Below are 22,318 nucleotides of genomic sequence, written 5' to 3' on the forward strand. Positions count from 1 at the left end.
CCCGCGCCCGCGCGCGGAGCAGGGTGAGGACCGGAGGAGACACCACCCGGCTCACCCCTGCGGAGGAAGAGATGAAGGCACTGCGGCTCCCGTCCTGGAAGAGCGACCCGGTCCTCGAGGACGTCGAGGTCCCCAGCCCCGGACCCGGTGAGGTGCTGGTGCAGGTGGGTGCCGCCGGCGCCTGCCACTCGGACCTGCACCTGATGCACGACTTCGAGCCCGGCGGCCTTCCCTGGAACCCGCCGTTCACGCTCGGCCACGAGAACGCCGGCTGGATCCACGCACTCGGGGCCGGGGTGACCGGGTTCGAGCCCGGGCAGCCCGTGGCCGTCGTCGGCGCGTGGGGCTGCGGCACCTGCGAGCGCTGCCTGGACGGGGTGGAGACCTACTGCGACCGGCCGGACCTGGCCCCGGTGCCGGGCGGCGGTGGCGGGCTCGGGCTCGACGGCGGCATGGCGGAGTACCTCCTGGTGCCCGCAGCCCGGCACCTGGTCCCGCTCCCCGACGGCCTCGACCCGGTCGACGCCGCCCCGCTGACCGACGCCGGCCTCACGCCGTACCACGCGATCCGGCGCTCGGCCCACAAGCTCGGCCCCACCGCCACCGCCGTCGTGATCGGCGTCGGCGGCCTGGGCCACCTGGGGATCCAGGTCCTCAAGGCGACCACCGCCGCCCGCGTCGTCGCGGTCGACGTGCGCGAGGGCGCCCGCGACCTGGCCGCCCGGTGCGGCGCCGACCTGGCGCTGCCGCCCGGCGCCGACCTCGCCGCGCAGATCCGCGAGTTCACGGGCGGTCGGGGCGCCGACGTGGTCGTGGACATGGTGGGCGCCGACGCGACCCTCGCCACGGCCGCCGCGTGCGCCCGCCCGCTGGCCGACATCACCGTGGTCGGCATCGCCGGCGGCACCCTGCCGGTGTCGTTCTTCGGCCTGCCCTACGAGGCGAGCGTGCAGACGACGTACTGGGGCAACCGGCGCGAGCTGGTCGAGGTGCTCGACCTCGGTGCCCGCGGGCTGCTGCGCGCGGAGACCACGATCTACACGCTGGACGACGCCGTCCTGGCGTACAAGGACCTCGCGCACGGCACTGTCGAGGGCCGGGCGGTGGTCGTGCCCAACGACACCTACCGGCCGTGACGGGAGACCCGCTGTGATCACTCCGGGCGGCACGGGTCCGGCGCCCCGCCTGGCCGACCAGCAGGACGACGTACGGCGGCGCGTGGTCGCGCTGGCCTGCCGCGCGCCGAGCGTCCACAACACGCAGCCGTGGCTGTGGCGCGTGAGCGGCACCCGGATCCGCCTGTGGGCCGACCGGAGCCGTCAGCTGTCGGCGAGTGATCCGCAGGGCCGCAACCTCCTGATCAGCGTCGGCGCGGCGCTGCACCACGCCACGGTGGCCGCGGCGGCCCTGGGCCGGTCGGCGCGGGTCACCCGGTTCCCGAGCCCGCGCGACCCCGACCTGGTTGCGGAGATCGACCTGGCCGAGGCCCGGGTGCCGTTCGCGGAGGAGCTCGAGCTGGCCGCGGCGATCGAGCGACGTCGTACCGACCGGCGCCGGTTCACCTCCTGGCCGGTCCCGCCCGAGCGCCTTGCCGCACTCGCCGCAGCCGCCGAGCGGCCCGGAACCCGGGTGCTGCCGGTCGACGATCCCGGCGCCCGGGCCGTGGTCGAGCGGCTGGTGGCCCGGGCGATCGAGGCCGAGGACGAGGACCCGCTGCTGCGCGAGGAACAGCGCCGGTGGATTGCCCACGGGCCGGACGACGGCATCCCCCTGTCGTCGCTGCCGGCGCACGAGCGCGCGACGGAGCGGCCGGACAGGTTCGACCGCGACGGGGCCTACGACCTCAACAGCTTCTCGGTCGACGTCTCGGACGCGGTGCTCGCGCTGTGCACCGAGACCGACGACGCGGCCGCGTGGCTCGACGCCGGCGAGGCGCTGAGCGCGGTCTGGCTCCGGGCGACCGTCGGCGGCCTCTCGGTGGTGCCGTTGAGCCAGGTGGTCGAGGTGACCGAGACCCGCGCCGCGCTGCAGCTCGACGTGCTCGCCGGCTCCGGGGTCCCGCAGCTGATGCTCCGGATCGGCTGGCAGGAGGTCTACCGGCCGGAGCTGCCGCCGACCCCGCGGCGGTCCCTCGACGAGGTCATGAAGCGCTGACCGTTGTCCGGCGCCAATTCTCTGACTAGAGTCAGAGAATGGCCAGCGACGTCGACGTCCTCCGTCACTTCAACCGGGCCTGGACCCAGCGGATCGGCGCGCTCGACGAGTCGTTCCTGGGCTCAGGGCGCCCGCTCGGCCCGTCCCGGCTGCTGTTCGAGATCGGCAGCACCCCCGACAGCGCGGTGGTGCGCGAGCTGCGTGACCGGCTCGGGATCGACAGCGGCTACCTGAGCCGGCTGCTGCGCCAGCTCGAGTCCGACGGGCTGGTCCGGGTCGGCCCCGACCCGGCGGACCGACGCCGCCGCGTCGCCACCCTCACCGCGGCCGGCCGGAAGGCCTGGACCCGGCTCGAGGACAGATCCGAACGGCTGGCCGAGCGGCTGGTCGAGCCGCTCACCCCTCGGCAGCGCACCCGGCTCACCGAGGCCCTGGCGACCGCCGACCTGCTGGTCCGGGCCGCCACCGTCGACCTGTCCCCCACCGACCCGGCCGGGCGTGACGGCCGCGCGGCCATCGCGGCGTACGTCACCGAGCTGGACCGGCGCTTCGAGAACGGCTTCGACCCGGGCGACGGCCTCGACGAGGAGGCGGCCGCCATGAGCGCGCCGTACGGCATGTTCCTGGTGGCCCGCAGCGAGGGCACCGTCGTCGCCTGCGGCGGGGTCCGCGACCTCGGCGACGGGGCCGTCGAGATCAAGCGGATGTGGGTGCACGACGACTGGCGCGGCGCCGGCCTCGGCACCCGCGTGCTCCGCGCACTCGAGGACGAGGCCCGGAGGCTCGGCCACCGCAGGGTGCGGCTCGACACGAACGGCGCGCTGCTCGAGGCGATCGCGATGTACGAGCGCGCCGGCTACCGGCACATCGGTCGCTACAACGACAACCCCTACGCGCAGGCGTGGTTCGAGAAGGACCTTTGAGGACGGGCCGTCGGCCCCTACCGCCGCCTACGTCGCTCGCCCGATGCTGGAGCAGCACAAGGGTGGTGCCATGGAGAACAGAGCCGTCACGAGGAAGGCCGCGATCGGAGCCACGGTCGGGTTCGCGGGCCTGGCGGCCTTCCAGCTGCTGCTCGCGGCGGGCGTTCCCTGGGGCGATGCTGCCTGGGGCGGGACCGACGAGGGTCGCCTCGCGGTGCGCCTGCGCATCGGCAGCGGCCTCTCTGTTGCCGTCTACGCCGTCGCGGTGTCGCTGGTCCTGCGACGGGCCGGCTTCCCGGTCCGCGGGGTCTCCGCCGCCGCCGCCGGGATCGGGACCTGGGCGCTGGTGGTGCTGATGACCCTCGGGACGGTGGCCAACCTCCTGTCGGAGAGTCCGTGGGAACGGTTCGTGCTGGGCCCGGTCACCCTCGTGCTGGTCGGCCTGTGCCTGGTCGTCGCCCGCGCGGAGGAGAGCGACTCCGTCGCGGCTCCCTGAGACCGCAGACGCACCTCCCAGCTCGCGCCAGTCCGCGTGTCGCACGTTCCGGTCGTGGCGCGGCCCTCCCGGCACCCGGAACGTGCGACAGCCCGGCGCGGGACTCGAGGCCTCAGCCGGCGGGGATGTGCCCGAACCGGCCCTTCTGGAAGTCCTCGTAGGCCTGCATGACCTCGGACTTGGTGTTCATCACGAACGGCCCGGCCCAGGCCAGCGGCTCGCGGATCGGCTTCCCGCCGACCACGATCACGTCGAGCGCCGGCGTCCGGCCGTCCTGCTTCGGGTCGGCCGCCAGGGTGAGGAAGTCGCCGGAGCCGAGCACCGCGGCCTGGCCCATCGCGATCGGGTGCTTGTCGGTGCCGACGCTTCCGCGACCGGCGAGGGCGTAGACCAGCGCGTTGTACTCGACCGGCCAGGGCAGCTCGAGCTGCGCGCCGGGCTCGACGGTGGCGTGCACCAGCGTCATCGGGGTGTACGTCGCCCCGGGACCGCCGAGCGTCCCGTCCTGCGCGTCGAGCTCGCCCGCGATCACCCGGACCAGCGCACCCGCGTCCGGGGACGTCGCGAGCGCGACCTCGCCGGCCCGGATGTCCTGGTAGCGCGGGTCGTTGAGCTTGGCGTCGCGCGGGAGGTTGACCCAGAGCTGGATGCCGTGGAACAGACCGCCCTTCTGGACCAGCCACTCCGGCGGCGCCTCGATGTGGAGGATGCCGCTGCCGGCCGTCATCCACTGGGTGTCGCCGTTGGTGATGGTGCCGCCCCCGCCATGGCTGTCCTGGTGGTCGAACTGCCCGTCGATGATGTAGGTGACGGTCTCGAAGCCACGGTGCGGGTGCCAGGGCGTGCCCTTCGGCTCGCCGGGCGCGTAGTCCACCTCGCCCATCTGGTCCATCATGATGAACGGGTCGAGCAGGCTCAGGTCGATCCCGGCGAAGGCCCGGCGGACCGGGAACCCCTCTCCCTCGAACCCGGACGGAGCGGTGCTCACCTGCCACACGGGGCGGGGCTGGTCGCCGAGTCCCGGCGACTTGATGCGACGCAGGACGCTCAGGTCCTCCACGGTCACGGCGGGCATGTCTGATCCAACCACAGGCGGGTCCCCGCCATTCCGGACCTCACCCGATACCGTCGCCCCCATGAGTCACGGCAGTGCACCCGGCCGGTCGTCGTACGACGTGGTCGTCGTCGGCGGCGGGCACAACGGCCTGACGGCGGCGGCGTACCTCGCCCGCGCCGGGGTCTCGACGCTGGTCCTCGAACGCCTCCCCGCCACCGGCGGCGCCGCGGTGTCCGGTCAGGCCTTCCCGGGCACGGGTGCCCTGCTCCCGCGCTACGCCTCGCTGGTCTCGCTGATGCCGGAGGCACTGGTCAAGGAGCTCGACCTCGACGTCGAGCTCCGCCCCCGCGCCGCCGCGTCGTACACGCCGTACGTCCGCGACGGCCGGGCCGGCGGGCTGCTGGTCGCTCGCCCCGGGGCCGGGGCGAGCGCGGAGCCGTTCCGGGAGCTGACCGGCGGGGACGTGGAGCACGCCGCGTGGCAGCAGCTCTACACCGAGGTCGGTGAGCTGGCGCGCGTCGTCGCGCCGACCCTGCTCGACCCGCTCCCCACCGAGTCCACGCTGTCCGCGCAGGTCGACGCCGACCTCTGGCGGGAGCTCGTGCGCGAGCCGATCGGGCACACGATCGAGCGGCGCTTCTCCGACGACACCGTCCGCGGCCTGGTCGCGACCGACGCCCTGGCCGGCACCTTCGCCGACCTCGACGACCCGTCCCTGGCCCAGAACCGCACCTTCCTCTACCACCACCTCGGCAACGGCACCGGCGAGTGGAAGGTGCCGGTCGGTGGCATGGGGGCGCTGACCGACGCGCTGCTCAGGGCGGCGGTCGACGCCGGGGCCGAGGTGGTCACCGGCGCCGGCGTGAGCTCGATCCACGCCGGCAACGACGGCGCCGAGGTCACCTGGCACGACGGCAGCGAGTCCCGCACCGTCGCGTGCGGGAAGGTCCTCGCGAACGTCGCCCCCTGGGTGCTGCGGATCCTCCTCGGCGACGAGCCCGACGACGAGACCAAGCCCGCGGGCGCCCAGGTCATGGTCAACCTGCTCCTCGACCGGCTCCCGGCGCTGCGGTCGGGGCTCGACCCCGAGGTCGCCTTCGCCGGCACCCTGCACCTGAACTCCGGCTACGCGCAGCTGCGCACGGCCTACGCCGACGCCGCGGCGGGCCGGTTCCCGACCGTCCTGCCCGGCGAGCTCCACTGTCCCTCGCTCACCGACCCCTCCGTCCTCGGCGGTCACGCGGGACACACGATGACGTACGTCGGGCTGCACACCCCCGCCTCGCTGTTCGACGACCCCGCCGCCCGCGACCTCGTGGTGACGCGGGCGCTGGAGTCGATCAACGCGGTGGTCGCCGAGCCGATCGAGAGGTGCCTGTCCATCGACGCCGAGGGCAGCCGCTGCCTGGCGACGACGGTGCCGCAGGACATCGAGCGGGACCTGGCGATGCCGGGCGGCCACATGTTCCATGGCGACCTCGAGTGGCCCTGGGCCTCCAACCGGGCCCGCCTCGACACCCCCGCCCAGCAGTGGGGCGTCGCGACCGACGTCGCCAGCGTGCTGCTGTGCGGCTCCGGCGCCCGCCGCGGCGGCGCGGTCTCCGGCATCGGCGGCCACAACGCGGCCCAGGCGGTGCTCGCCGACCGCTGACCCGGTCCGGCCCGGTGGTTTCGAGACGCTCGCCGGCGCTCGCTCCTCAACCACCTAGCAGGACCCCGGTGGTCGAGGAGGGCGCGGAACGAGCCCGTGTCGAAACCACCCCGCGGTCGCTCCCGCAGGCAGCCGAGGTCAGCCGGCGGCGGGGATGCCGGCGGCGCGGGCGATCATCGCGACGTGCGAGCGGAACAGCGCGTCGCGGGCCTCGTCGCCGAGCCAGTCGAGGTGCCCGTAGGCCTCGAGGCAGACGAAGCCGTGCAGGCTGGCCCACGCCTGGAGCATCGCCTGGAAGCTCTCGGCCGGGACGATGCCGTCGAGCTCGGGGTGCTTCTCGTGGGCGCACTCGGCGACCGCCGCCGGCGCCTCGGTGACCAGCGGCTCCTCGAGGATGCCGGCGTGCGCGGCCGCCACGAACAGCGCCGAGAGCTGCGACATCGCCCGCTTGGCGGCCTCGGTGGTCGGCCCGTCCTCGGAGGCGACGAAGCCGGGCACCGGCTGGCCGAAGATCAGCGCGAACCGGTGCGACTCCTTGCGCGCCCACGAGCGGTACGCCGCGGCGACGGCGTGCCAGCGACCCGGGATGTCGTCGGGGTCGAGCGCGTCGCGTGCGTCGGCGACGCTGTCGCCGAGGTGCTCGTAGGAGTCGGTGATCAGGTCCTCGAGGAGCTCGTCACGGTCGGCGTAGTAGCGGTACATCGCGGGCGGCGTCATCCCCATGATCCGCGCGATGTCGGTGAACCGGACGTCGGTGGCCCCGCTCTCGGCCATCAGCCCGAGGGCGGCCTCCTTGATCTCGGCGATCGTTGCGGCGCGGGCACGTTCGCGCCTGCTGACGGCCGGCTCGGCCATGGGACACCTCCAGGGGAACAACTTCGTTACGCAACGTAACAAAGGTTAATCCCCTTGACAAGTGACGCGGCATAGTTCACGTTAAGAGTCGTAACTCTCGTTTCGATCCTTTCCGAATCAGCCACCACCGGTCTCCACCGCGAGGCTCGAACCGTCAGCGAAAGTCAGCCCGATGTCTCCAGCCACCACCGCCCCGACCCGCCCCCAGACCCCCGCCGCCGAGGCTGCCCGGCCCGGCATCCTCGGCCGGATCGCCGACGTCACGTACCGTCGGCGCGGCCGCACCGTGCTCGCCTGGGTCGCCGTCCTCCTGATCGCGGTCGGCCTGTCCGCCGCCTTCGGCGGCGACTTCAAGGCCGACTACTCCGCCCCCGGCTCCGACTCCAGCGAGGCCCAGGACCTCCTCGAGTCGCGCTTCCCGTCCCAGTCCGGCGACACCGTCGACATCGTGGTCAAGGCCGACGGCGGGTTCACCGACCCGGCGACCCAGGCCGACGTACGTGCCCTGCTCGACAAGCTCGGCAACGTCGACCACGTCGCGTCCGTCGAGGACCCGTTCCAGACTCCCGGCGCCGTCTCGCCCGACGGCACCACGCTGGTCGCCACCGCGCGCCTCGACGTGACCAACCCCGTCGACATGCCGGTCCCCGACAGCGAGAAGATGATCACGATCGCCGAGGACGCCGACCATGCCGGGTTCGACGTCGCCCTCGGCGGGCAGTCGATCACGCAGGGCGAGGCCGCGGAGATCGGCTCGGAGATGCTCGGCCTGATCGCGGCCGCGATCATCCTGCTGCTGATGTTCGGCTCCGTGGTGGCGGCCGGACTGCCACTGATGGTCGCGATCGCCGGGCTGGCCGTGAGCAGCACGCTGACCGGGGTGCTGATCGCCCTGATCGCCGCCCCCGACTGGTCGACCTCGCTGGCGACCATGATGGGCATCGGCATCGGCGTCGACTACACGCTGCTCATGGTCACCCGGTTCCGGGAGTGGCGCGCGGCCGGGCTCGACCCGCACCGCGCCACGGTCGCCACCCTCGACACCGCGGGTCGCTCGGTGCTGGTCGCCGGCACCACCGTCGTGATCTCGATGCTCGGCCTGTTCGCGATGGGCCTGTCGTTCATGCGCGGCGCCGCCCTGGTCACGATCCTCGCGGTGCTCGTCGTGATGGCGGCCAGCGTGACCCTGTTCCCCGCGCTGCTCGGCTACCTCGGCAAGCACGTCGACCGGTGGCGGCTCCCGCTCGGCAAGCGCGCCGAGACCGTCGTCGCCGTCGGCGGCCACGTCGAGCCGTCCCGCGGCTGGATGGCGTGGAGCAAGCTCATCGACCGGCACAGCTGGATCGCCGCGCTCGCCGGCGTGGCCGCCCTGCTCGCGCTGGCCTCGCCGTACCTCGGGGTGCGCTACGGATTCCCGGACGCCGGCAACAACGCCGAGCACACGCAGACCCGCCGGGCCTACGACATGCTGGCCGAGGGCTTCGGGCCGGGCATGAACGGCCCGCTGCTCGTCGTTGCCGAGCTGCCCGGTGACGACCCGGCGGCCGCGCAGCCGATCGCCGACGCGATCGGCGCCACCGACGGCGTCGCCCAGGTCGCGCCGCCGACGGTGAACCAGGCCGGCGACACCGCCGTGATCACGGTGTTCCCGACCACCGGTCCGCAGGACCCCGCGACCGAGGACCTGGTGCAGCAGCTGCGCGACACCACGCTCCCCGACGCCGTCTCCGGCACCGGCATCGAGGCGCACGTCGGCGGGGTCACCGCGATCTCGATCGACAGCACCGAGAACATCGCCAAGCGGATCCCGCTGCTCATCGGCGGCGTGGTGCTCCTGTCCATGCTGCTGCTGCTGATCTCGTTCCGGTCGATCGCCGTCGCCCTCAAGGCGGCCGCGATGAACCTGCTCTCGGTCGCCGCGGCGTACGGCGTGGTGGCGCTCGTCCTACAGGGCGGCTGGGCCGGGCACCTGGTCGGCATCGACACCGAGACCCCGCTCCCGGCGTTCGTCCCGGTGCTGATGTTCGCGGTCCTGTTCGGGCTGTCGATGGACTACGAGGTGTTCCTGGTCAGCCGGATGCGCGAGGCCTGGCTGCGGACCCGCGACAACGAGCGGGCCGTGCTCGAAGGCCTGGCGTCGACCGGCCGCGTGATCACGGCCGCGGCCGCGATCATGGTGGCGGTGTTCGCCGCGTTCATCCCGAGCCACGACGTGGTGCTCAAGGTGATCGGTGTCGGCATGGCCTCGGCGATCTTCATCGACGCCACGCTGGTCCGGCTGCTGCTGGTGCCCGCGGTCATGCACCTGCTCGGCCGCTCGAACTGGTGGCTGCCGGCCTGGCTCGACCGCCGGCTCCCGCAGCTGCACATCGAGGGTCACCCGGAGATGTACCTCCCCCGGCCCGACGCGCCGGCCCAGCCGGCCGCCGAGCCCCAGCCCGCGACCTGACCCGTCGCACCCGCGCACCGGCCCGGTCCGGGTGTCGCGGTCGAGGTTCCGTCCCGCGGGACCGTCGACCCCGGCGGCCCGGCCGGGCCGGTCCGACGTGAGGACCGGGCACGGTGGGGTGAGCCGACGGCAGGCCGGATATCACACGTCGCGGGTGACCCCGCGGTGTCCGGTCATCGGCGACCGTGTGAGCCGTGAACCTCGTCGTCGGCCTGGTGGTGACCGTCCTCGTCACCGCGCTCACCGTCACGGCCATGCTGCTGGTGCGCCGCCGGGCGCCGGAGGGCAGCTACTTCACCGACGGCGACCGGGCCTCCGGCGTGTTCGGGGTGCTGGCGACCGGGTTCTCGGTCCTGCTCGGGTTCATCATCTTCCTGGCGTTCTCGTCGTACGACGACTCGCGGTCGGGCGCGGAGGACGAGGCGGTCATCGTGGTGCAGCAGGTCGAGACCGCCCAGTTCCTGCCCGCCGGAGCCGGCGACGAGCTCACGGGGCAGCTGGTCTGCTACGCCCGGTCGGTCGTCGCGACCGAGTGGCCGGCCATGGCGGACGGGACGCAAGGCGACAAGATCAGCCCGTGGGGAGCCGTCATGTTCCGCACGTTGAAGGGCGTCGACGCAACGACGTCCGCGGAGCAGTCGGCGTACGACCGGTGGATGGACCAGACCGGCGACCGCCAGCAGGCCCGGCAGGCGCGGGTGCACGGGGCGGAGGGCATCATCCCGTCGCCCCTCTGGCTGGTGCTGTTCATCGTCGCGGGCGTGATCTTCGGCTACCTGCTGCTCTTCGCCGATCCCGCCGAGGGCGCCGTGACGCAGGGGGTCCTCATGGGCAGTGTGACCGTCGTCCTCACCCTGCTCCTGCTCCTGCTGGTCTTCTTCGACCATCCACACGGCGACGGCGTGGGCAGGCTGCACCCCACCGCGATGGAGCGCACCCTGCACCAGATCGACGACGAGATCGCCGCGACGGGGATCACCGTCGACCCACCGTGTGACGCCGATGGCAACCCCGAGTGAGCAGCGGCCCGCCCGGGTCGGGTGGCAGGAGGTGCTGGTCACCGGTCTCCTGGTGCTGGCGGCTGTCGCGACGTCGTGGAGCAGCTACCAGGCGACCCGGTGGAACGGCGAGCAGGCCCTCGCGGCCGGGCGGACCAGCGGCATCCGGATCGAGGCCGCCCGGACCGCGAGCCTGGGCGAGGCGCAGACGCAGGTCGACGTCGCCACGTTCATCGCCTGGTCCGAGGCCGACCGGACCGGAGACCGGGACCTCGCCGACTACTTCGTCGACCGGTTCCGCCCCGAGTTCAAGACGGCGTTCGACGCGTGGGTCGCGACCGACCCGCTGACCGACAGCACCGCCCCGGCCACGCCGTTTGCCATGCCGGAGTACCAGGTCGCGGCGCGCAACGCCGCCCTCCGGCTCGACGCGCAGGCGGACGTCTCGGCGGCCACGGTGCAGCGGAACGTCCTGCGGGCCAGCAACTACGTGCTCAGCGTGGTGCTCTACGCGACCGCGCTGTTCTTCGCCGGCATCAGCACCAAGATCGGCTCCCGCCGACTGCGCACCGTGCTGGTCGCGTGCGGGTGGGCGGTGTTCCTCGGCACCGTGGTGTGGGTGGCCACCTTCCCGGTCAGCGTCCAGGTCTGACGCGGGGCTGCCATTGCGCCCGGAGGACAGGGAATGGCGCCCTGGACGTGTCTTACGGCTGCAATTGCGGGGTTAGGGCGGTCGGCCGGCCCGGCTCAGCAGATGCGGGGCAGCTGCTCGCCGAGCGGCAGGTCGACCACCCGGGACGCGCCGAAGCCGGTGGTGGCGGCCACCAGGCCGGGGTGATCGGCGACGCATCGCCCGATCACGGACGCCCCGAGGCCCGCCGGGTGCGCCCGCATCGCAGCGAGCACCGCCTCGGCGTGCGCCGGCGGGACGAACGCGAGCAGCTTGCCCTCGTTGGCGACCTGCAGCGGGTCGAGGCCGAGGAACGCGCACGCGTTCGCGACCACGTCGGGGATCGGCAGGGCACGCTCGTCGAGCTCGATGCCGACCCGGGCGGCGCGCGCGATCTCGTTGAGGCTGGCGGCCACGCCACCGCGGGTCGGGTCACGGAGGACGTGCACGTCCCGGGTGACCCCGAGGATCGCGTCGACCAGGCCGTTCAGCGGCTGGCAGTCGCTCTCCAGCGCCGTACCGAACTCCAGGCCCTCGCGGACGCTCATGATCGCGATGCCGTGCACCCCGATCTCCCCGCTGACGATGACGACGTCGCCCGGTGCGGCCCGGTCCGGGCGGACGTCGACGCCGTCGGGCACCAGCCCGATCCCTGCGGTGTTGACGTAGATCCCGTCGCCGTGGCCGCTCTCGACGACCTTGGTGTCGCCGGTGACCACGCGTACGCCGGCCCGCTCGGCCGCCGCCCCGACCCGCTCGGCCACCGCACCCACCACGGTCACGTCGGTGCCCTCCTCGAGGATGAACGCGGTCGAGAGGAACAACGGTCGGGCCCCGCTCATCGCGAGGTCGTTGACGGTGCCGTTGACCGCGAGCTCCCCGATGCTGCCGCCGGGGAAGAACAGCGGCCGCACCACGAACGAGTCGGTGGTGAAGGCCAGCCGGTCGCCCCCGAGCCCGGCCAGGTCGAGGACCGCCGAGTCCCCCAGCCGGGCCAGCGCCTCGTCGCGGAAGCTGGGCAGGAAGACGTGCTCGACCAGCTCGGACGACAGCGCGCCCCCGCCGCCGTGCCCCATCACGATCGTCGGGCTGTCACGCAGCGGGAGCGGGCAGGTCCAGCCCTCGAAGCTCGGCAGGTCGGACCCGCCGACGGACGTCGGGTCAGCCAACGGTGCTCGCCTCCCGGGCCGGCGGCGGCTGGAGCCGCCGGTAGAGGAAGTACGCCGCGCACGCGCCCTCGCTGGACACCATGGTGGCGCCGAGCGGGTTGCGCGGCGTGCACTGCGTGCCGAAGGCGGCGCACTCGTGCGGCTTGATCAGGCCCTGCAGCACTTCGCCGCTGCGGCAGACGCTCGACTCCTGCGTGCGGATGTCGGCCACCCGGAACCGTTCCTCCGCGTCGTACTCCCGGTAGCGCTCGGAGAGCCGCCAGCCGCTCTGCGGGATCATCCCGATCCCCCGCCAGGACCGGTCGACGACCTCGAACACGTCCTCCAGCATCCGGATCGCGACCGGGTTGCCGTCGGCGGCCACCGCGCGCGGGTAGGCGTTCTCGACCTCGTGCCGGCCCTCCTCGAGCTGGTGCACCGCGCGCCGGATGCCCTCGAGGATGTCCAGCGGCTCGAAGCCGGTGACCACGATCGGAACCCCGAACCGCTCGGCCAGCGGCGGGTACTCCCCGGTCCCCATCACGGTGCACACGTGCCCGGCGGCGAGGAACGCCTGCACCCGGCACACCGGGGCGGTCATGATCGCCTCGATCGCGGGCGGCACCCGGACGTGGCTGACCAGCAGGCTGAAGTTGTCGATGCCCAGCTTCCGCGCCTGGTGGACGGTCATCGCGTTGGGCGGTGCCGTGGTCTCGAACCCGATGCCGAAGAACACCACCTCGCGGTCGGGGTTATCACGGGCCAGGGTGAGCGCGTCCAGCGGCGAGTAGACGACGCGTACGTCGCCCCCTGCGCTCTTCACCCGGAACAGGTCCCCGTCGCTGCCCGGGACCCGGAGCATGTCGCCGAACGAGCAGAAGATCACCTCGGGCCGGGCGGCGATCTCGAGCGCCTTGTCGATCACCTCGAGCGGGGTCACACAGACCGGGCAGCCGGGACCGTGGATCAGCTCGATGCCGTCCGGCAGCAGCTGGTCGAGGCCGTGCCGGATGATCGAGTGGGTCTGGCCGCCGCAGACCTCCATCATCGCCCAGGGCCTGGTGACGGTGGCGTGGATGTCGTCGAGGAGCCGGCGGGCCAGCGCCGGGTCCTGGAACTCGTCGAGGTACTTCACGACGGGCCTCCTGACTGGTCGGGGTCGGTGTCAGGGTCGGGGTCGGGATGGGTGGGGTCGGGATGGGCGGGGTCGGCCCGGTCCGGCCGGGGCATCCCGGCCTGGTCGGCGGCCCGGCCCCAGTGGTCGCCGAACTCGGCGTCGAGCTCGCCGAGCTGCCGGAAGACCTCCAGCGTCTCCAGCGCCGACTGCTCGTCGAGCCGCTGCAGGGCGAAGCCGACGTGGACGATGGTGTACTCCCCCACCTGCAGGTCGGGGACGTACTCCAGGCACACCTCCTTGGTCACCCCACCGAAGTCGACCTGGGCCATCAGGGTCCCGTCGCGCTCGGTGATCTCCAGGACCCGGCCCGGGACCGCTAGGCACATGGCGTCTCCTCCTCCGGCGGGCCGGGCCGCCTGTTGGGTGGCATCCGGTGCGCGAGCACCGCGAGCTGTCCGAGGGCCAGCCCGGCGTCGCTGGCCGGGACCCGCCGGTGGCGCAGCACCTCGAACCCGGCGTCGCCGAGCGCGGCCGCGCAGGCCGAGGTGAGGTAGGCGTTGAGGAACACGCCGCCGCTGAGCGTCACCGCGCCCAGGCCGGTCCCGTCGCGGAGCCGGGACGAGACGGCCAGCACCAGGTCCACGACGGCCGCCTGGAACCGGGCCGCGACCAGCTCCGGTGGCCGCCCGGCGAGCACGTCCTCCACGACGGCAGCGACGACCGGCGCCGGGTCCGCGTCCGGGCCGAAGCGGTAGCCGCCCGCACCGGGGGCCGAGCGGGCCCGGGACTCGAGCTCCATCGCTGCCTGCGCGTCGTGGTCCACCCGGTGCCGGATGCCGGCCAGCGACGCGACCGCGTCGAAGAGCCGGCCCATGCTCGAGGTCGGGACGCAGCGTACGCCGGTCGCGAGCTGCCGGGCGAGCAGGGCGAGCTCGTCGTCGGCGCAGGCCCGGACCGACGGGAGCCGGGGATCCCAGTCGAGACCGGCCGCGGTCAGGTGCGAGAGGGCCATGCGGCACGGGTTCCGAACGCCGGCGTCGCCGCCCGGCAGCGCGACGTACGCCAGGTGCCCGGCGCGGTCGTACGACGCGTAGTCGGCGACCAGGAACTCGCCGCCCCAGACCGCGCCGTCGTCGCCGTACCCGGTGCCGTCGAAGGCGACGCCGAGCACCCGCCGACCGCCGCCGACGCCGTTGTCCGCCATCGTCGAGGCGACGTGCGCGTGGTGGTGCTGCACCCCCACGACCGGGCGTCCGGCGGCGTGCTCGCGGGCCCAGCGCCGCGAGCGGTACGCCGGGTGGCGGTCCGCCGCGACCGCCTCCGGCGTCACCCCGGTCAGCATCTCGAGGTGCGGCTCGGCGACGCCGAACGCGGTCAGCGTGGCGAGGTCGTCCATGTCGCCGACGTGCCCGGAGAGCCAGGCCAGGCGTCCTTCCCCGAGGCAGAAGGTGTTCTTGAGGTCGCCGCCGACGGCCAGCGCCGGCGGGGTCTCGAAGGGCAGGTCGACCGGCAGCGGCGCCTGCCCGCGAGACCTGCGGACCGGCGCCTCGGCACCGTCGACCGCCCGGGAGACCGAGTCGTCGCACGGCACGTGGATGCGACGGTCGTGGGTGAGCCAGGCGTCGGCGATGCCGGCCAGCCGGCGCAGCGCGTCGGCGTCGTCGGTGACGATCGGCTCCCCTGCGACGTTGCCGCTGGTGAGCACCAGGACCGGCGGGCCGGACGGGTCGCCGGGGAGTCCGAGCAGCAGGTGGTGCAGCGGCGCGGACGGCAGCATGACGCCGAGGTCGGCGAGGCCCGGGGCGACCGACTGCGCCAGGGCCGGGGCGCCGGCGCGCCGTGGCGCGAGCACGATCGGCCGGGTCCGCGAGCTGAGCAGGTCGGCGGCGCCGGGCGGCAGGTCGACCAGAGCCTCGGCCGTCACCAGGTCGGCGACCAGCACCGCGAACGGCTTGCCGCCGCGGCGCTTGCGGGCCCGCAGCGTGGCCACCGCGGGCTCGGCGGTGGCGTCACACGCCAGGTGGTAACCGCCGATCCCCTTGACCGCGACGACCCCGCCCTCGGCGAGCAACCGTCGCGCGCCGGCCAGCGCCTCCTCGCCCGCGGCCGCGGGCAGGCCGGGCCTCACGAGCGAGAGGCGCGGGCCGCAGTCGGGGCAGCAGACGGTCTGCGCGTGGAAGCGTCGGTCGGCCGGGTCGGCGTACTCCCGGGCGCACGCCGCGCACATCGGGAAGCCGGCCATGGTGGTGGTGGCCCGGTCGTAGGGCAGTCCCGTGGTGACCGTGAACCGCGGACCGCAGTTGGTGCAGGTGACGAACGGATGGCGGTGGCGCCGGTCGGTGGGGTCGGTCAGGTCGGCGAGGCAGTCGTCGCAGATCGTGACGTCGGCGGAGACGAACGTGCGCCCGGCCGCGTGCTCGGAGGGCCGGATCGCGAAGCCGGTGCCCCCCAGGGGAGGCACCTCCTCGACCCGGACCTCGTCCACCCGCGCCAGCGGCGGCGCCTCCTCTCCGACTCGCCGGCAGAAGCACGACACCTCGTCCGGTCCCCCCTCCACCTCGGCGACCACGCCGCTGCCGGTGTTCCAGACCGCGCCCGCCAGGTCGAGGGACCGGGCGAGTGCGTAGACGTGGGGTCGGAAGCCGACACCCTGCACCAGCCCGGCGACGTGCAGGCGCCGACGGACCCTGGTCCGTTGGTCGGTCACGCCCGTGGGCAACGTCGCACCCCTGTGGAGGCCGTCGGTCGGCCGGAGCCGCATCGGTTGATCTGGATCCGTCAATCTTGGACCCGGGGCGAATCGGGCAGCAAGGGACCTTCGGGCCGGTCTCCGGCGCTCAGTCGCAGCCGATCGGGCGAGCCTCCCGCGGCCACACCTCGACGCCCCGCCGGGTCCCGACGTACGCCGCGCGGCCGTCCGCGGCGAGCCACAGGTGGTCACGGCCGCGCCGGAAGCCGGTCTCCCGGGCATCGGCCGGCAGCGGCGCGGAGGCGACGTACCTGCCGTCGAGGCGGCTGGCCAGGTAGTCCGGCGGCTTCCGCCAGTAGCGCGCCGCGCCCATCCCGAGCACGGTCGAGTCCTGCCAGTCGCAGTGCTCGGGACCGGGCCAGGACACCACCCTCGTGGTCGGCACCGGGCGGCCGTCGGCGTCGGTCCACACCAGGACGCCGGCCCGGTCGGTGACCGTCCTGGGGAGCTCGGAGAGGTCGCACTGGGCCCAGGACTCGACGTACCACCCGCCACCGGAGACCGTCTCGCCGTCGTGGACGACCACCGCCTGCTTCACCACGCCGTCGACCGGAAAGGTGAACAGCACCCGGTCGCCGTCGCGACGCTCGAGCCGCCAGCCCGCGGTCGGCCAGCTCCAGGTGAGGTCGTCGATCCAGCCGAGCAGGGCACTCTCCGGTGTCGCCCCGGCCTCGCGGTCGTCGAAGCCGTGCCGGTTGAAGCCGAGGTCGGTGCCCAGGGTGTCGCACTCGACCACGGGACCCGCGGCGCCGGCCCGGTCGATCCGGGTCCCGGTGTGCGGCTCGGCGTACAGCGGCCCGGCGTAGGGCTCGGCTGGCGGGGTGAGGTCGATCCGGCCCCCTGCCGCCTCGATGGAGGCGTCCGGACCCGGGCCCGGGTCACGCCCGGCACAGGCAGTCAGAGCCGGGAGGGACAGGAGCGCGACGACCAGCGCCGGCAGCAGGTGAGCACGCATGGTGCTCGGACGCACCGCGGGCCCCGACGGTTCCCTCAGTCAACGCGGGTGGTCGCGGCTGCCCACCCACAGCGCCGCGCCGTACGCCGCGAGGGCGCCCGGCAGCGCCGCCCAGCGCTCGTGCAGGGCGAGCAGGGTGACGGTGAGGAACGCCAGCACGAGCAGCGCGTGCGCCCAGGGGTCGGTGACCACCAGGCGGCGCAGCTCGTCCATGTGATCAATGTAGATCATGTTACTGAACATTGGCGATCGGCCGTCGACCGGCAGGCCGCGACCGGCCTCAGTCAGTCTCCTCGCGGCGACCGGAGGCCACGAGCGCGGCCCCGGCCAGGAGTGCCGCCAGACCGGCGACCGCCCAGGCCGCCGACGGACCGCCGGTGTCGGGCAGGACGCCGGCGGACGACGGCGCGGCCCCGCCGCTGGTCGGCAGGATCGCGGGCTCGACGGTCTCGGTGGGCGACGAAGCGGCACCCCGGTCGTCGTTCACGATCGTGCAGGTCACACGGGCGCCCCGCGGGATCGTCAGGACGTCGCCGGACAGGCTGCCACGGTCGCAGCGCCACGGTCCCGCGACGTACCCCCCGGGGCCGTCGGACTCCGCCAGCGTCCACCGGCCCGGCGTCACGCCGACGTCCTCGAACTGGCCGGTCACGCCGCTCACGACGCGCCCGCCGCGGGTTGCGGACAGGGTCCAGTCCGTGGGCTCGGCCCTGCCGCGGTCGTCGTTGACCACCCGTTTGACCAGGGTCAGCCAGGCACCGGGCTCGGGCCCGGGGCCGTCGTCGTCGTTGACGACCGTGCAGGTGACGTCGTCGCCGTCGGCAAGCGTGACGACACCGTCGGCGACGTCCCCGCCGTCGCAGGTCCACGTCCCCGCGACGTACCCGTCCGGCCCGTCGGCCTCCGCGAGCGTCCAGTCCCCCGGCGCCACCGCGGCACCGGTGATCGACGCGTCCCCGGTCACGCCGCTGAGCGCTTCGTTCGGGTCCGACGGGGTCGCGGACAGGGTCCAGTCGCCCGGCCCGGCGGTGCCCCCGTCGTCGTTGACGACCTCCTTGACCAGGGTCAGGTGCGCCTCCGGCTGGGGCTCGGGCTCGCCGCACTCCAGCGTGGTCGCGAACGCGAAGTCGTGGATCTCGCGCGGCGTCCCGGGCGGGAAGACCTGAGGACCGTGCGTGAAGCTCGCCGCGATCACGTTGCCCTCGATGTTCTGGGTCGGCGCCCACACGACGTCGGCGTCGGGGGCGTAGATCGTGCCCTCGAGGCTCGCTCCGCCGGTCACGGTGACGGAGGAGGCGTCCGGGAAGTTCCACAGGATGTACGGCGCCTGCGCGCCGCCGATCCCGGCGAGGTTGGGCACGGTGCCGTCGAACGAGCTGCCGGTGACGTTGACCAGCAGCGGCGTGCTCGCCGTCGGCTGGTCGACGAAGGTCAGCTCCGCGAGGTTGTCAAGCTCGGTCGCGGAGAGCATCAGCACGTTGGTCTGGCCTTCCGCCAGCTCGAACCGGGCAGAGGTGCCGGGTGGCACGGGTCGGGGTGTCGGGTTGCCGTTGGCGTCGGTCAGGCTGACCGTCGCCGGGCAGGCCGCCATCTGCTGGGTGAGGTCGCGGTAGAGCGCGAAGGCCCCGTCCATGTCGATCAGGTTGCTCGGCACCGGCGTCTCGATCGAGGTCGGCGTCTGCTGGTTCGTGGTGCCCTCGACGAACTGGCTCGACAGGTACGACTGCCCCTCCGGCACGATCCGGTAGGTGACCTGGGCGTTGTTGTTGTCGGTGTTGTACGCGGTGTACGTCGAGGTGTCGCCGATCTTCGTGTAGCCGCCACCGAGCACCCGCATCTGGATCGCGGCGGAGCCGGAGAACGCCAGCCCGCCGCCGACGTAGAGGTACGTCGGCCCGGCGTCGCCCGGCGCGGTGAACGTCGCGGCCGAGGTCGGGCCGGGCGAGATGTTGTAGTTGCGGGCGACCGTGAGGTCGCCGCCGACGGCCATCGTCCCCTCGGCCTCGTCATTGTCGAGCAGGACGTCGCCCTCGACGAACACGAGGAAGCCACTGTTCGCCGCATGACCGTCGAGATCCACCCGAACCGGGTTCACGGGATCGAGGGCCGAGGCGGGCGTCGGCTGGAGGACGACCGCCACGCCGAGCGCGGCGAGCGAGGACGAGGCGGCCAGTGCCAGCCACCTCGCACGCGATCGAGCCCCTCCCCGCAGGTGCACCCGCCACACGCTAGACCGGTCGACGGACCCTGTCAGGGAAACGGACAAAGACGGCGTAACGGACACCGGGACTCGCCAATCGCGGCGTCGCGCTCGAGCGCGGCGGGGCGGAGGTCCCGGTCCACGTGGTCGAGCGGCCCTGCCGCCGTGGCTGGCACCGCGACACGATGAAGGTGCGGGACACGTTCCGTCCTGCACGCGTCCCCTGGAGGTCGCCATGAGGAGTCGAACCATCCACCACCCGCAGCCACCACGGTCGCTCACCGACCTTCTCGAGGAGTGGGTCGACGCGGGACTCATCTCGGACGAGCAGTCGCGCACGATCCGTCAGCACGAGGCCGGACCCCGTGAGCGGCGCGCCGCCATCGCACTGGCCCCCGCGCCCGCGACGGGACTCTCGTTGGTCGTCGAGGCGCTCGGCTACCTCGGCGGCATCATCATGCTGGTCGGGGCCACCCTCCTGGTCAGCTTGTTCTGGACCGACCTGTCGGTGGCACTGCGCCTGGTCCTCATCGGGGCGACCGCCCTGGCCCTGATCGGCGCCGGGCTCGCCGTACCCGAGCGACTCGGCGAGGCCGCAGGCCGCCTGCGTAGCGTGCTCTGGGCGGCCGGCGTCGTCGCGACGGGCGCCTTCCTGGTCGTGCTGTCTGCCGACGTGCTCGACCGGTACGACGAGCACCAGCTGTGGATCGTCGGTGCCGGGACCGCTGCCGTGGCCGCGGTGCTGTGGTGGTTGCGGCGCACCTGGCTGCAACAGCTGGCGTTGTTCGTGCCGTTGATGCTGGCCGCCGTCGGCGTCGCCATGGAGCTGACCTCGACCGACTCCGCCTGGGCGGGCGCCGCGATGTGGGGCGTCGCCGTGCTCTGGGCGTCGGCCGCCTGGCTCGGGTGGATCGACCCGCGGGTCACGGGCGTCGCGTTCGGCGTGCTCGGGGCGGTGCTCGGCTCGTTGACCATGGACAACGACATCGGCATCGCGCTCGGGCTGGCGACGGCGTTGGCCACCGTGGCGCTGGCCCTGTGGGAGCGCAGCCTCCCCTGGCTCGGCGTTGCGGCCCTCGCGCTGCTCTACACGACCCCACGTGCGGCCAGCGAGTGGTTCCCCGGCCGGCTCTCCGCGGCCCTGACGTTCATCATCACCGGCGGCCTCCTCGTGGGCGCAGCCGTCTGGGTGGCACGTCAGCGGCAGCCTGACGGGCCGACCAGTACCTGACCCCCGGACGACCGGGAACGACGCGGGTCAGGCCACGTGATCGTCTGACCTGCGGTTCGTACGCCATCTGGGACTCGGGCTGGCCCGCCGGAAGCGGGGGCGACGTGCCCGCGGGTTCACCACTCCGGCACGATGTTGACTGTTCCGGTTGACTTTGGGCAGGATGAAACCGTGGTTCCACCTTCCGGGCACCTCGCGGGAGGACACGTAGCCGGTCGAGACGTCATCCCCCTGCGTGACGCGACGAGGGTCTGGTTCGCCATCTCCTTGCAGACCTTCGGTGGTCCTGCCGGGCAGATCGCGGTCATGCAGCACAAGCTCGTCGACGAGAAGCGCTGGATCGGCCAGCGCAGGTTCCTGCACGCCCTGAACTACTGCATGCTGCTGCCCGGCCCCGAGGCGCAGCAGCTGGCCATCTACACCGGCTGGCTGCTCAACGGCACCCTCGGCGGACTCATCGCCGGCATCCTGTTCGTCCTGCCCGGCATGATCGCCCTGCTGGCGCTGACCATCCTGTACCTGGCCGCCGGCGACACGAACCTGGTCATCGGCCTGTTCGCCGGGCTCGCGCCCGCCGTCATCGCCATCGTCATCCAGGCCGTCTACCGGGTCGGGAAGCGGGCCTTGACCCACGGCGTGCTCGTCGCCCTCGCGGTCGCCTCGTTCCTCGCGCTGGCGGTGTTCGCCGTCCCGTTCCCGGTCGTGGTCATCGGTGCCGGAGCGCTCGGGTGGGTGCTGTCGCGCTGGGTGCCAGCGCTCCGCACCCTCAAGGGACACGGCGACACCGAGGACGGCCCGCCGCCGCTCATCAGCGACGACGCCCTGCACGCCGACCGGCCGTCAGCCCGTCGTACCGTCCGCTACCTCGCAGTCGGCCTGGTGCTGTGGTTCTTCCCGGTCCTGCTGGTGGTCGCCGCCCTCGGCGCGTCGAGCACGTACGCCGACATCAGCAGGCTGTTCAGCGTCACCGCGCTGATCAGCTTCGGCGGCGCGTACGCCGTGCTGGCCTACGTGGCCCAGCAAGCCGTGCAGGTCTACGGCTGGCTGTTGCCCGGGGAGATGGTCAAGGGCCTCGCGCTCGCGGAGACCACCCCCGGACCGCTGATCATGGTCGTGCAGTGGGTGGCCGGCGTGGCCGCCTACCGCAACCCCGGTCCGCTGGACCCGTGGGCGGCGATGCTGCTCGGATCGCTGCTGGCCACCTGGGTGACGTTCGTGCCGTGCTTCCTGTTCATCTTCCTGGGCGCGCCGTACGTCGAACGGCTGCGGCACAACACCCACCTGACCGCCGCCCTGACCGGCATCACCGCAGCAGTGGTGGGGGTCATTGCCAGCCTCGCGCTGTTCTTCTCCCTCCACACTCTCTTCGACAGCACGCTCGTGCACGACTGGGGCCCGATCCACCTCGAGCTACCGGTGCTCGACACCTGGGACCCGCTGGCGTTCGCGCTCACCGGCGTGGCGCTGGCGCTGATGTTCTGGCGAGGTTGGAGCCCCCTGCGCACGCTCGGGCTCTGCGCGACCCTCGGCCTGGTGGCCACCCTCGTCAGCTGACGGTCACGAGGTCACCTTCACCACGGCCCGGACGAGATCGGTGCGACTCCCGTCGGCGGGCCAGCTCGCGCCGACGGCCGGGATAAAAAGATGCCGCTGCTGCAGGTGACT

The 22,318-nt window shown here is 73.3% G+C and carries 19 protein-coding genes; 10 read left to right on the forward strand and 9 right to left on the reverse strand.

Annotated elements, in window-relative coordinates:
- Positions 1-71 precede the first annotated feature (71 nt).
- The 4 genes from EKO23_RS01225 to EKO23_RS01240 all read left to right on the forward strand — a co-directional run bounded on the left by EKO23_RS01225 (position 72) and on the right by EKO23_RS01240 (position 3,573).
- A complete protein-coding gene (locus EKO23_RS01225) occupies positions 72-1,136 on the forward strand; it encodes an NAD(P)-dependent alcohol dehydrogenase (protein WP_134713217.1) in 1,065 nt (354 codons plus the stop codon).
- A 13-nt stretch (positions 1,137-1,149) separates the two neighbouring features.
- On the forward strand, positions 1,150-2,154 hold the full coding sequence (locus EKO23_RS01230; RefSeq protein ID WP_134713219.1) for an Acg family FMN-binding oxidoreductase: 1,005 nt from the start codon (positions 1,150-1,152) through the stop codon (positions 2,152-2,154).
- Positions 2,155-2,192: 38 nt separating this feature from the next.
- Positions 2,193-3,077: a bifunctional helix-turn-helix transcriptional regulator/GNAT family N-acetyltransferase gene (locus EKO23_RS01235; protein WP_134713221.1), complete on the forward strand. Its 885-nt coding sequence runs from the start codon at positions 2,193-2,195 to the stop codon at positions 3,075-3,077.
- Positions 3,078-3,147: 70 nt separating this feature from the next.
- Positions 3,148-3,573 carry a hypothetical protein gene (locus EKO23_RS01240; RefSeq protein ID WP_134713223.1) on the forward strand — a complete coding sequence of 142 codons (426 nt, stop codon included), beginning with the start codon at positions 3,148-3,150 and terminating at the stop codon, positions 3,571-3,573.
- A gap of 112 nt (positions 3,574-3,685) precedes the next feature.
- Here the strand turns inward: EKO23_RS01240 and EKO23_RS01245 are convergent, their stop codons facing one another.
- Positions 3,686-4,648 (reverse strand): pirin family protein, encoded by a 963-nt coding sequence (locus EKO23_RS01245; protein ID WP_134713225.1) that lies wholly within the window; start codon positions 4,646-4,648, stop codon positions 3,686-3,688.
- A gap of 61 nt (positions 4,649-4,709) precedes the next feature.
- On the opposite strand from EKO23_RS01245, the gene EKO23_RS01250 reads away from it, so the two are divergent.
- Entirely contained in the window at positions 4,710-6,281 is a 1,572-nt protein-coding gene (locus EKO23_RS01250; protein WP_134713227.1) for a phytoene desaturase family protein, read from the forward strand.
- Between the two features lie 138 nt (positions 6,282-6,419).
- Here EKO23_RS01250 and EKO23_RS01255 read toward each other — a convergent pair whose 3' ends face one another.
- Positions 6,420-7,136 carry a TetR/AcrR family transcriptional regulator gene (locus EKO23_RS01255; RefSeq protein WP_134713229.1) on the reverse strand — a complete coding sequence of 239 codons (717 nt, stop codon included), beginning with the start codon at positions 7,134-7,136 and terminating at the stop codon, positions 6,420-6,422.
- A 172-nt stretch (positions 7,137-7,308) separates the two neighbouring features.
- On the opposite strand from EKO23_RS01255, the gene EKO23_RS01260 reads away from it, so the two are divergent.
- The 3 genes from EKO23_RS01260 (at position 7,309) to EKO23_RS01270 (ending at position 11,235) form a co-directional block, all read left to right on the forward strand.
- The gene (locus EKO23_RS01260; RefSeq protein ID WP_134713231.1) at positions 7,309-9,585 is read left to right on the forward strand and encodes an MMPL family transporter; all 2,277 of its coding nucleotides are present in this window, start codon (positions 7,309-7,311) and stop codon (positions 9,583-9,585) included.
- Between the two features lie 194 nt (positions 9,586-9,779).
- Positions 9,780-10,604, forward strand: coding sequence for a bestrophin-like domain (locus EKO23_RS01265; RefSeq protein ID WP_134713233.1), 825 nt, complete (start codon positions 9,780-9,782; stop codon positions 10,602-10,604).
- Positions 10,588-11,235, forward strand: coding sequence for a hypothetical protein (locus EKO23_RS01270; protein ID WP_134713235.1), 648 nt, complete (start codon positions 10,588-10,590; stop codon positions 11,233-11,235). The genes EKO23_RS01265 and EKO23_RS01270 overlap by 17 nt, the downstream gene beginning before the upstream one ends.
- 95 nt (positions 11,236-11,330) lie before the next feature.
- On the opposite strand, the gene hypE is transcribed toward EKO23_RS01270, so the two are convergent.
- From hypE to EKO23_RS01300, 7 genes are all read right to left on the reverse strand, one after another.
- Positions 11,331-12,422 (reverse strand): hydrogenase expression/formation protein HypE, encoded by a 1,092-nt coding sequence (gene hypE / locus EKO23_RS01275; protein ID WP_217702395.1) that lies wholly within the window; start codon positions 12,420-12,422, stop codon positions 11,331-11,333.
- A complete protein-coding gene (gene hypD, locus EKO23_RS01280; RefSeq protein ID WP_134713237.1) occupies positions 12,415-13,536 on the reverse strand; it encodes a hydrogenase formation protein HypD in 1,122 nt (373 codons plus the stop codon). Before hypD ends, hypE begins: the two co-directional genes overlap by 8 nt.
- Positions 13,533-13,904: a HypC/HybG/HupF family hydrogenase formation chaperone gene (locus EKO23_RS01285; RefSeq protein ID WP_134713239.1), complete on the reverse strand. Its 372-nt coding sequence runs from the start codon at positions 13,902-13,904 to the stop codon at positions 13,533-13,535. The genes hypD and EKO23_RS01285 overlap by 4 nt, the downstream gene beginning before the upstream one ends.
- Complete coding sequence (gene hypF, locus EKO23_RS01290; RefSeq protein ID WP_217702396.1) at positions 13,895-16,225, reverse strand: carbamoyltransferase HypF; 2,331 nt, start codon at positions 16,223-16,225, stop codon at positions 13,895-13,897. Before hypF ends, EKO23_RS01285 begins: the two co-directional genes overlap by 10 nt.
- Positions 16,226-16,355: 130 nt before the next feature.
- Positions 16,356-17,237, reverse strand: a complete 882-nt coding sequence (locus tag EKO23_RS01295) for a hypothetical protein (protein WP_134713243.1) — start codon at positions 17,235-17,237, stop codon at positions 16,356-16,358.
- Positions 17,238-17,261: 24 nt separating this feature from the next.
- Positions 17,262-17,435, reverse strand: a complete 174-nt coding sequence (locus EKO23_RS24990; protein ID WP_167880271.1) for a hypothetical protein — start codon at positions 17,433-17,435, stop codon at positions 17,262-17,264.
- 67 nt (positions 17,436-17,502) lie between these two features.
- Positions 17,503-19,440 (reverse strand): collagen-binding domain-containing protein, encoded by a 1,938-nt coding sequence (locus EKO23_RS01300; RefSeq protein ID WP_167880272.1) that lies wholly within the window; start codon positions 19,438-19,440, stop codon positions 17,503-17,505.
- 217 nt (positions 19,441-19,657) lie between these two features.
- On the opposite strand from EKO23_RS01300, the gene EKO23_RS01305 reads away from it, so the two are divergent.
- Together EKO23_RS01305 and chrA are read left to right on the forward strand one after the other, a co-directional pair.
- On the forward strand, positions 19,658-20,653 hold the full coding sequence (locus EKO23_RS01305) for a DUF2157 domain-containing protein (RefSeq protein ID WP_134713247.1): 996 nt from the start codon (positions 19,658-19,660) through the stop codon (positions 20,651-20,653).
- Positions 20,654-20,959: 306 nt separating this feature from the next.
- Complete coding sequence (chrA, locus tag EKO23_RS01310) at positions 20,960-22,207, forward strand: chromate efflux transporter (protein WP_246050839.1); 1,248 nt, start codon at positions 20,960-20,962, stop codon at positions 22,205-22,207.
- The last annotated feature ends 111 nt before the right edge of the window (positions 22,208-22,318 follow it).

The sequence above is a fragment of the Nocardioides guangzhouensis genome (assembly GCF_004519545.1).
Classification (GTDB): Bacteria; Actinomycetota; Actinomycetes; order Propionibacteriales; family Nocardioidaceae; genus Nocardioides; species Nocardioides guangzhouensis.

Excerpts from the sequence above, each read along its gene's own strand:
- EKO23_RS01225 (WP_134713217.1), top strand. The coding sequence starts at position 72 with ATGAAGGCACTGCGGCTCCCGTCCTGGAAGAGCGACCCGGTCCTCGAG.
- EKO23_RS01235 (WP_134713221.1), top strand. The coding sequence starts at position 2,193 with ATGGCCAGCGACGTCGACGTCCTCCGTCACTTCAACCGGGCCTGGACC.
- EKO23_RS01240 (WP_134713223.1), top strand. The coding sequence starts at position 3,148 with ATGGAGAACAGAGCCGTCACGAGGAAGGCCGCGATCGGAGCCACGGTC.
- EKO23_RS01245 (WP_134713225.1), bottom strand. The coding sequence starts at position 4,648 with ATGCCCGCCGTGACCGTGGAGGACCTGAGCGTCCTGCGTCGCATCAAG.
- EKO23_RS01250 (WP_134713227.1), top strand. The coding sequence starts at position 4,710 with ATGAGTCACGGCAGTGCACCCGGCCGGTCGTCGTACGACGTGGTCGTC.
- EKO23_RS01255 (WP_134713229.1), bottom strand. The coding sequence starts at position 7,136 with ATGGCCGAGCCGGCCGTCAGCAGGCGCGAACGTGCCCGCGCCGCAACG.
- EKO23_RS01260 (WP_134713231.1), top strand. The coding sequence starts at position 7,309 with ATGTCTCCAGCCACCACCGCCCCGACCCGCCCCCAGACCCCCGCCGCC.
- EKO23_RS01270 (WP_134713235.1), top strand. The coding sequence starts at position 10,588 with ATGGCAACCCCGAGTGAGCAGCGGCCCGCCCGGGTCGGGTGGCAGGAG.
- EKO23_RS01285 (WP_134713239.1), bottom strand. The coding sequence starts at position 13,904 with ATGTGCCTAGCGGTCCCGGGCCGGGTCCTGGAGATCACCGAGCGCGAC.
- EKO23_RS24990 (WP_167880271.1), bottom strand. The coding sequence starts at position 17,435 with ATGGACGAGCTGCGCCGCCTGGTGGTCACCGACCCCTGGGCGCACGCG.
- EKO23_RS01305 (WP_134713247.1), top strand. The coding sequence starts at position 19,658 with ATGAGGAGTCGAACCATCCACCACCCGCAGCCACCACGGTCGCTCACC.
- chrA (WP_246050839.1), top strand. The coding sequence starts at position 20,960 with ATGCAGCACAAGCTCGTCGACGAGAAGCGCTGGATCGGCCAGCGCAGG.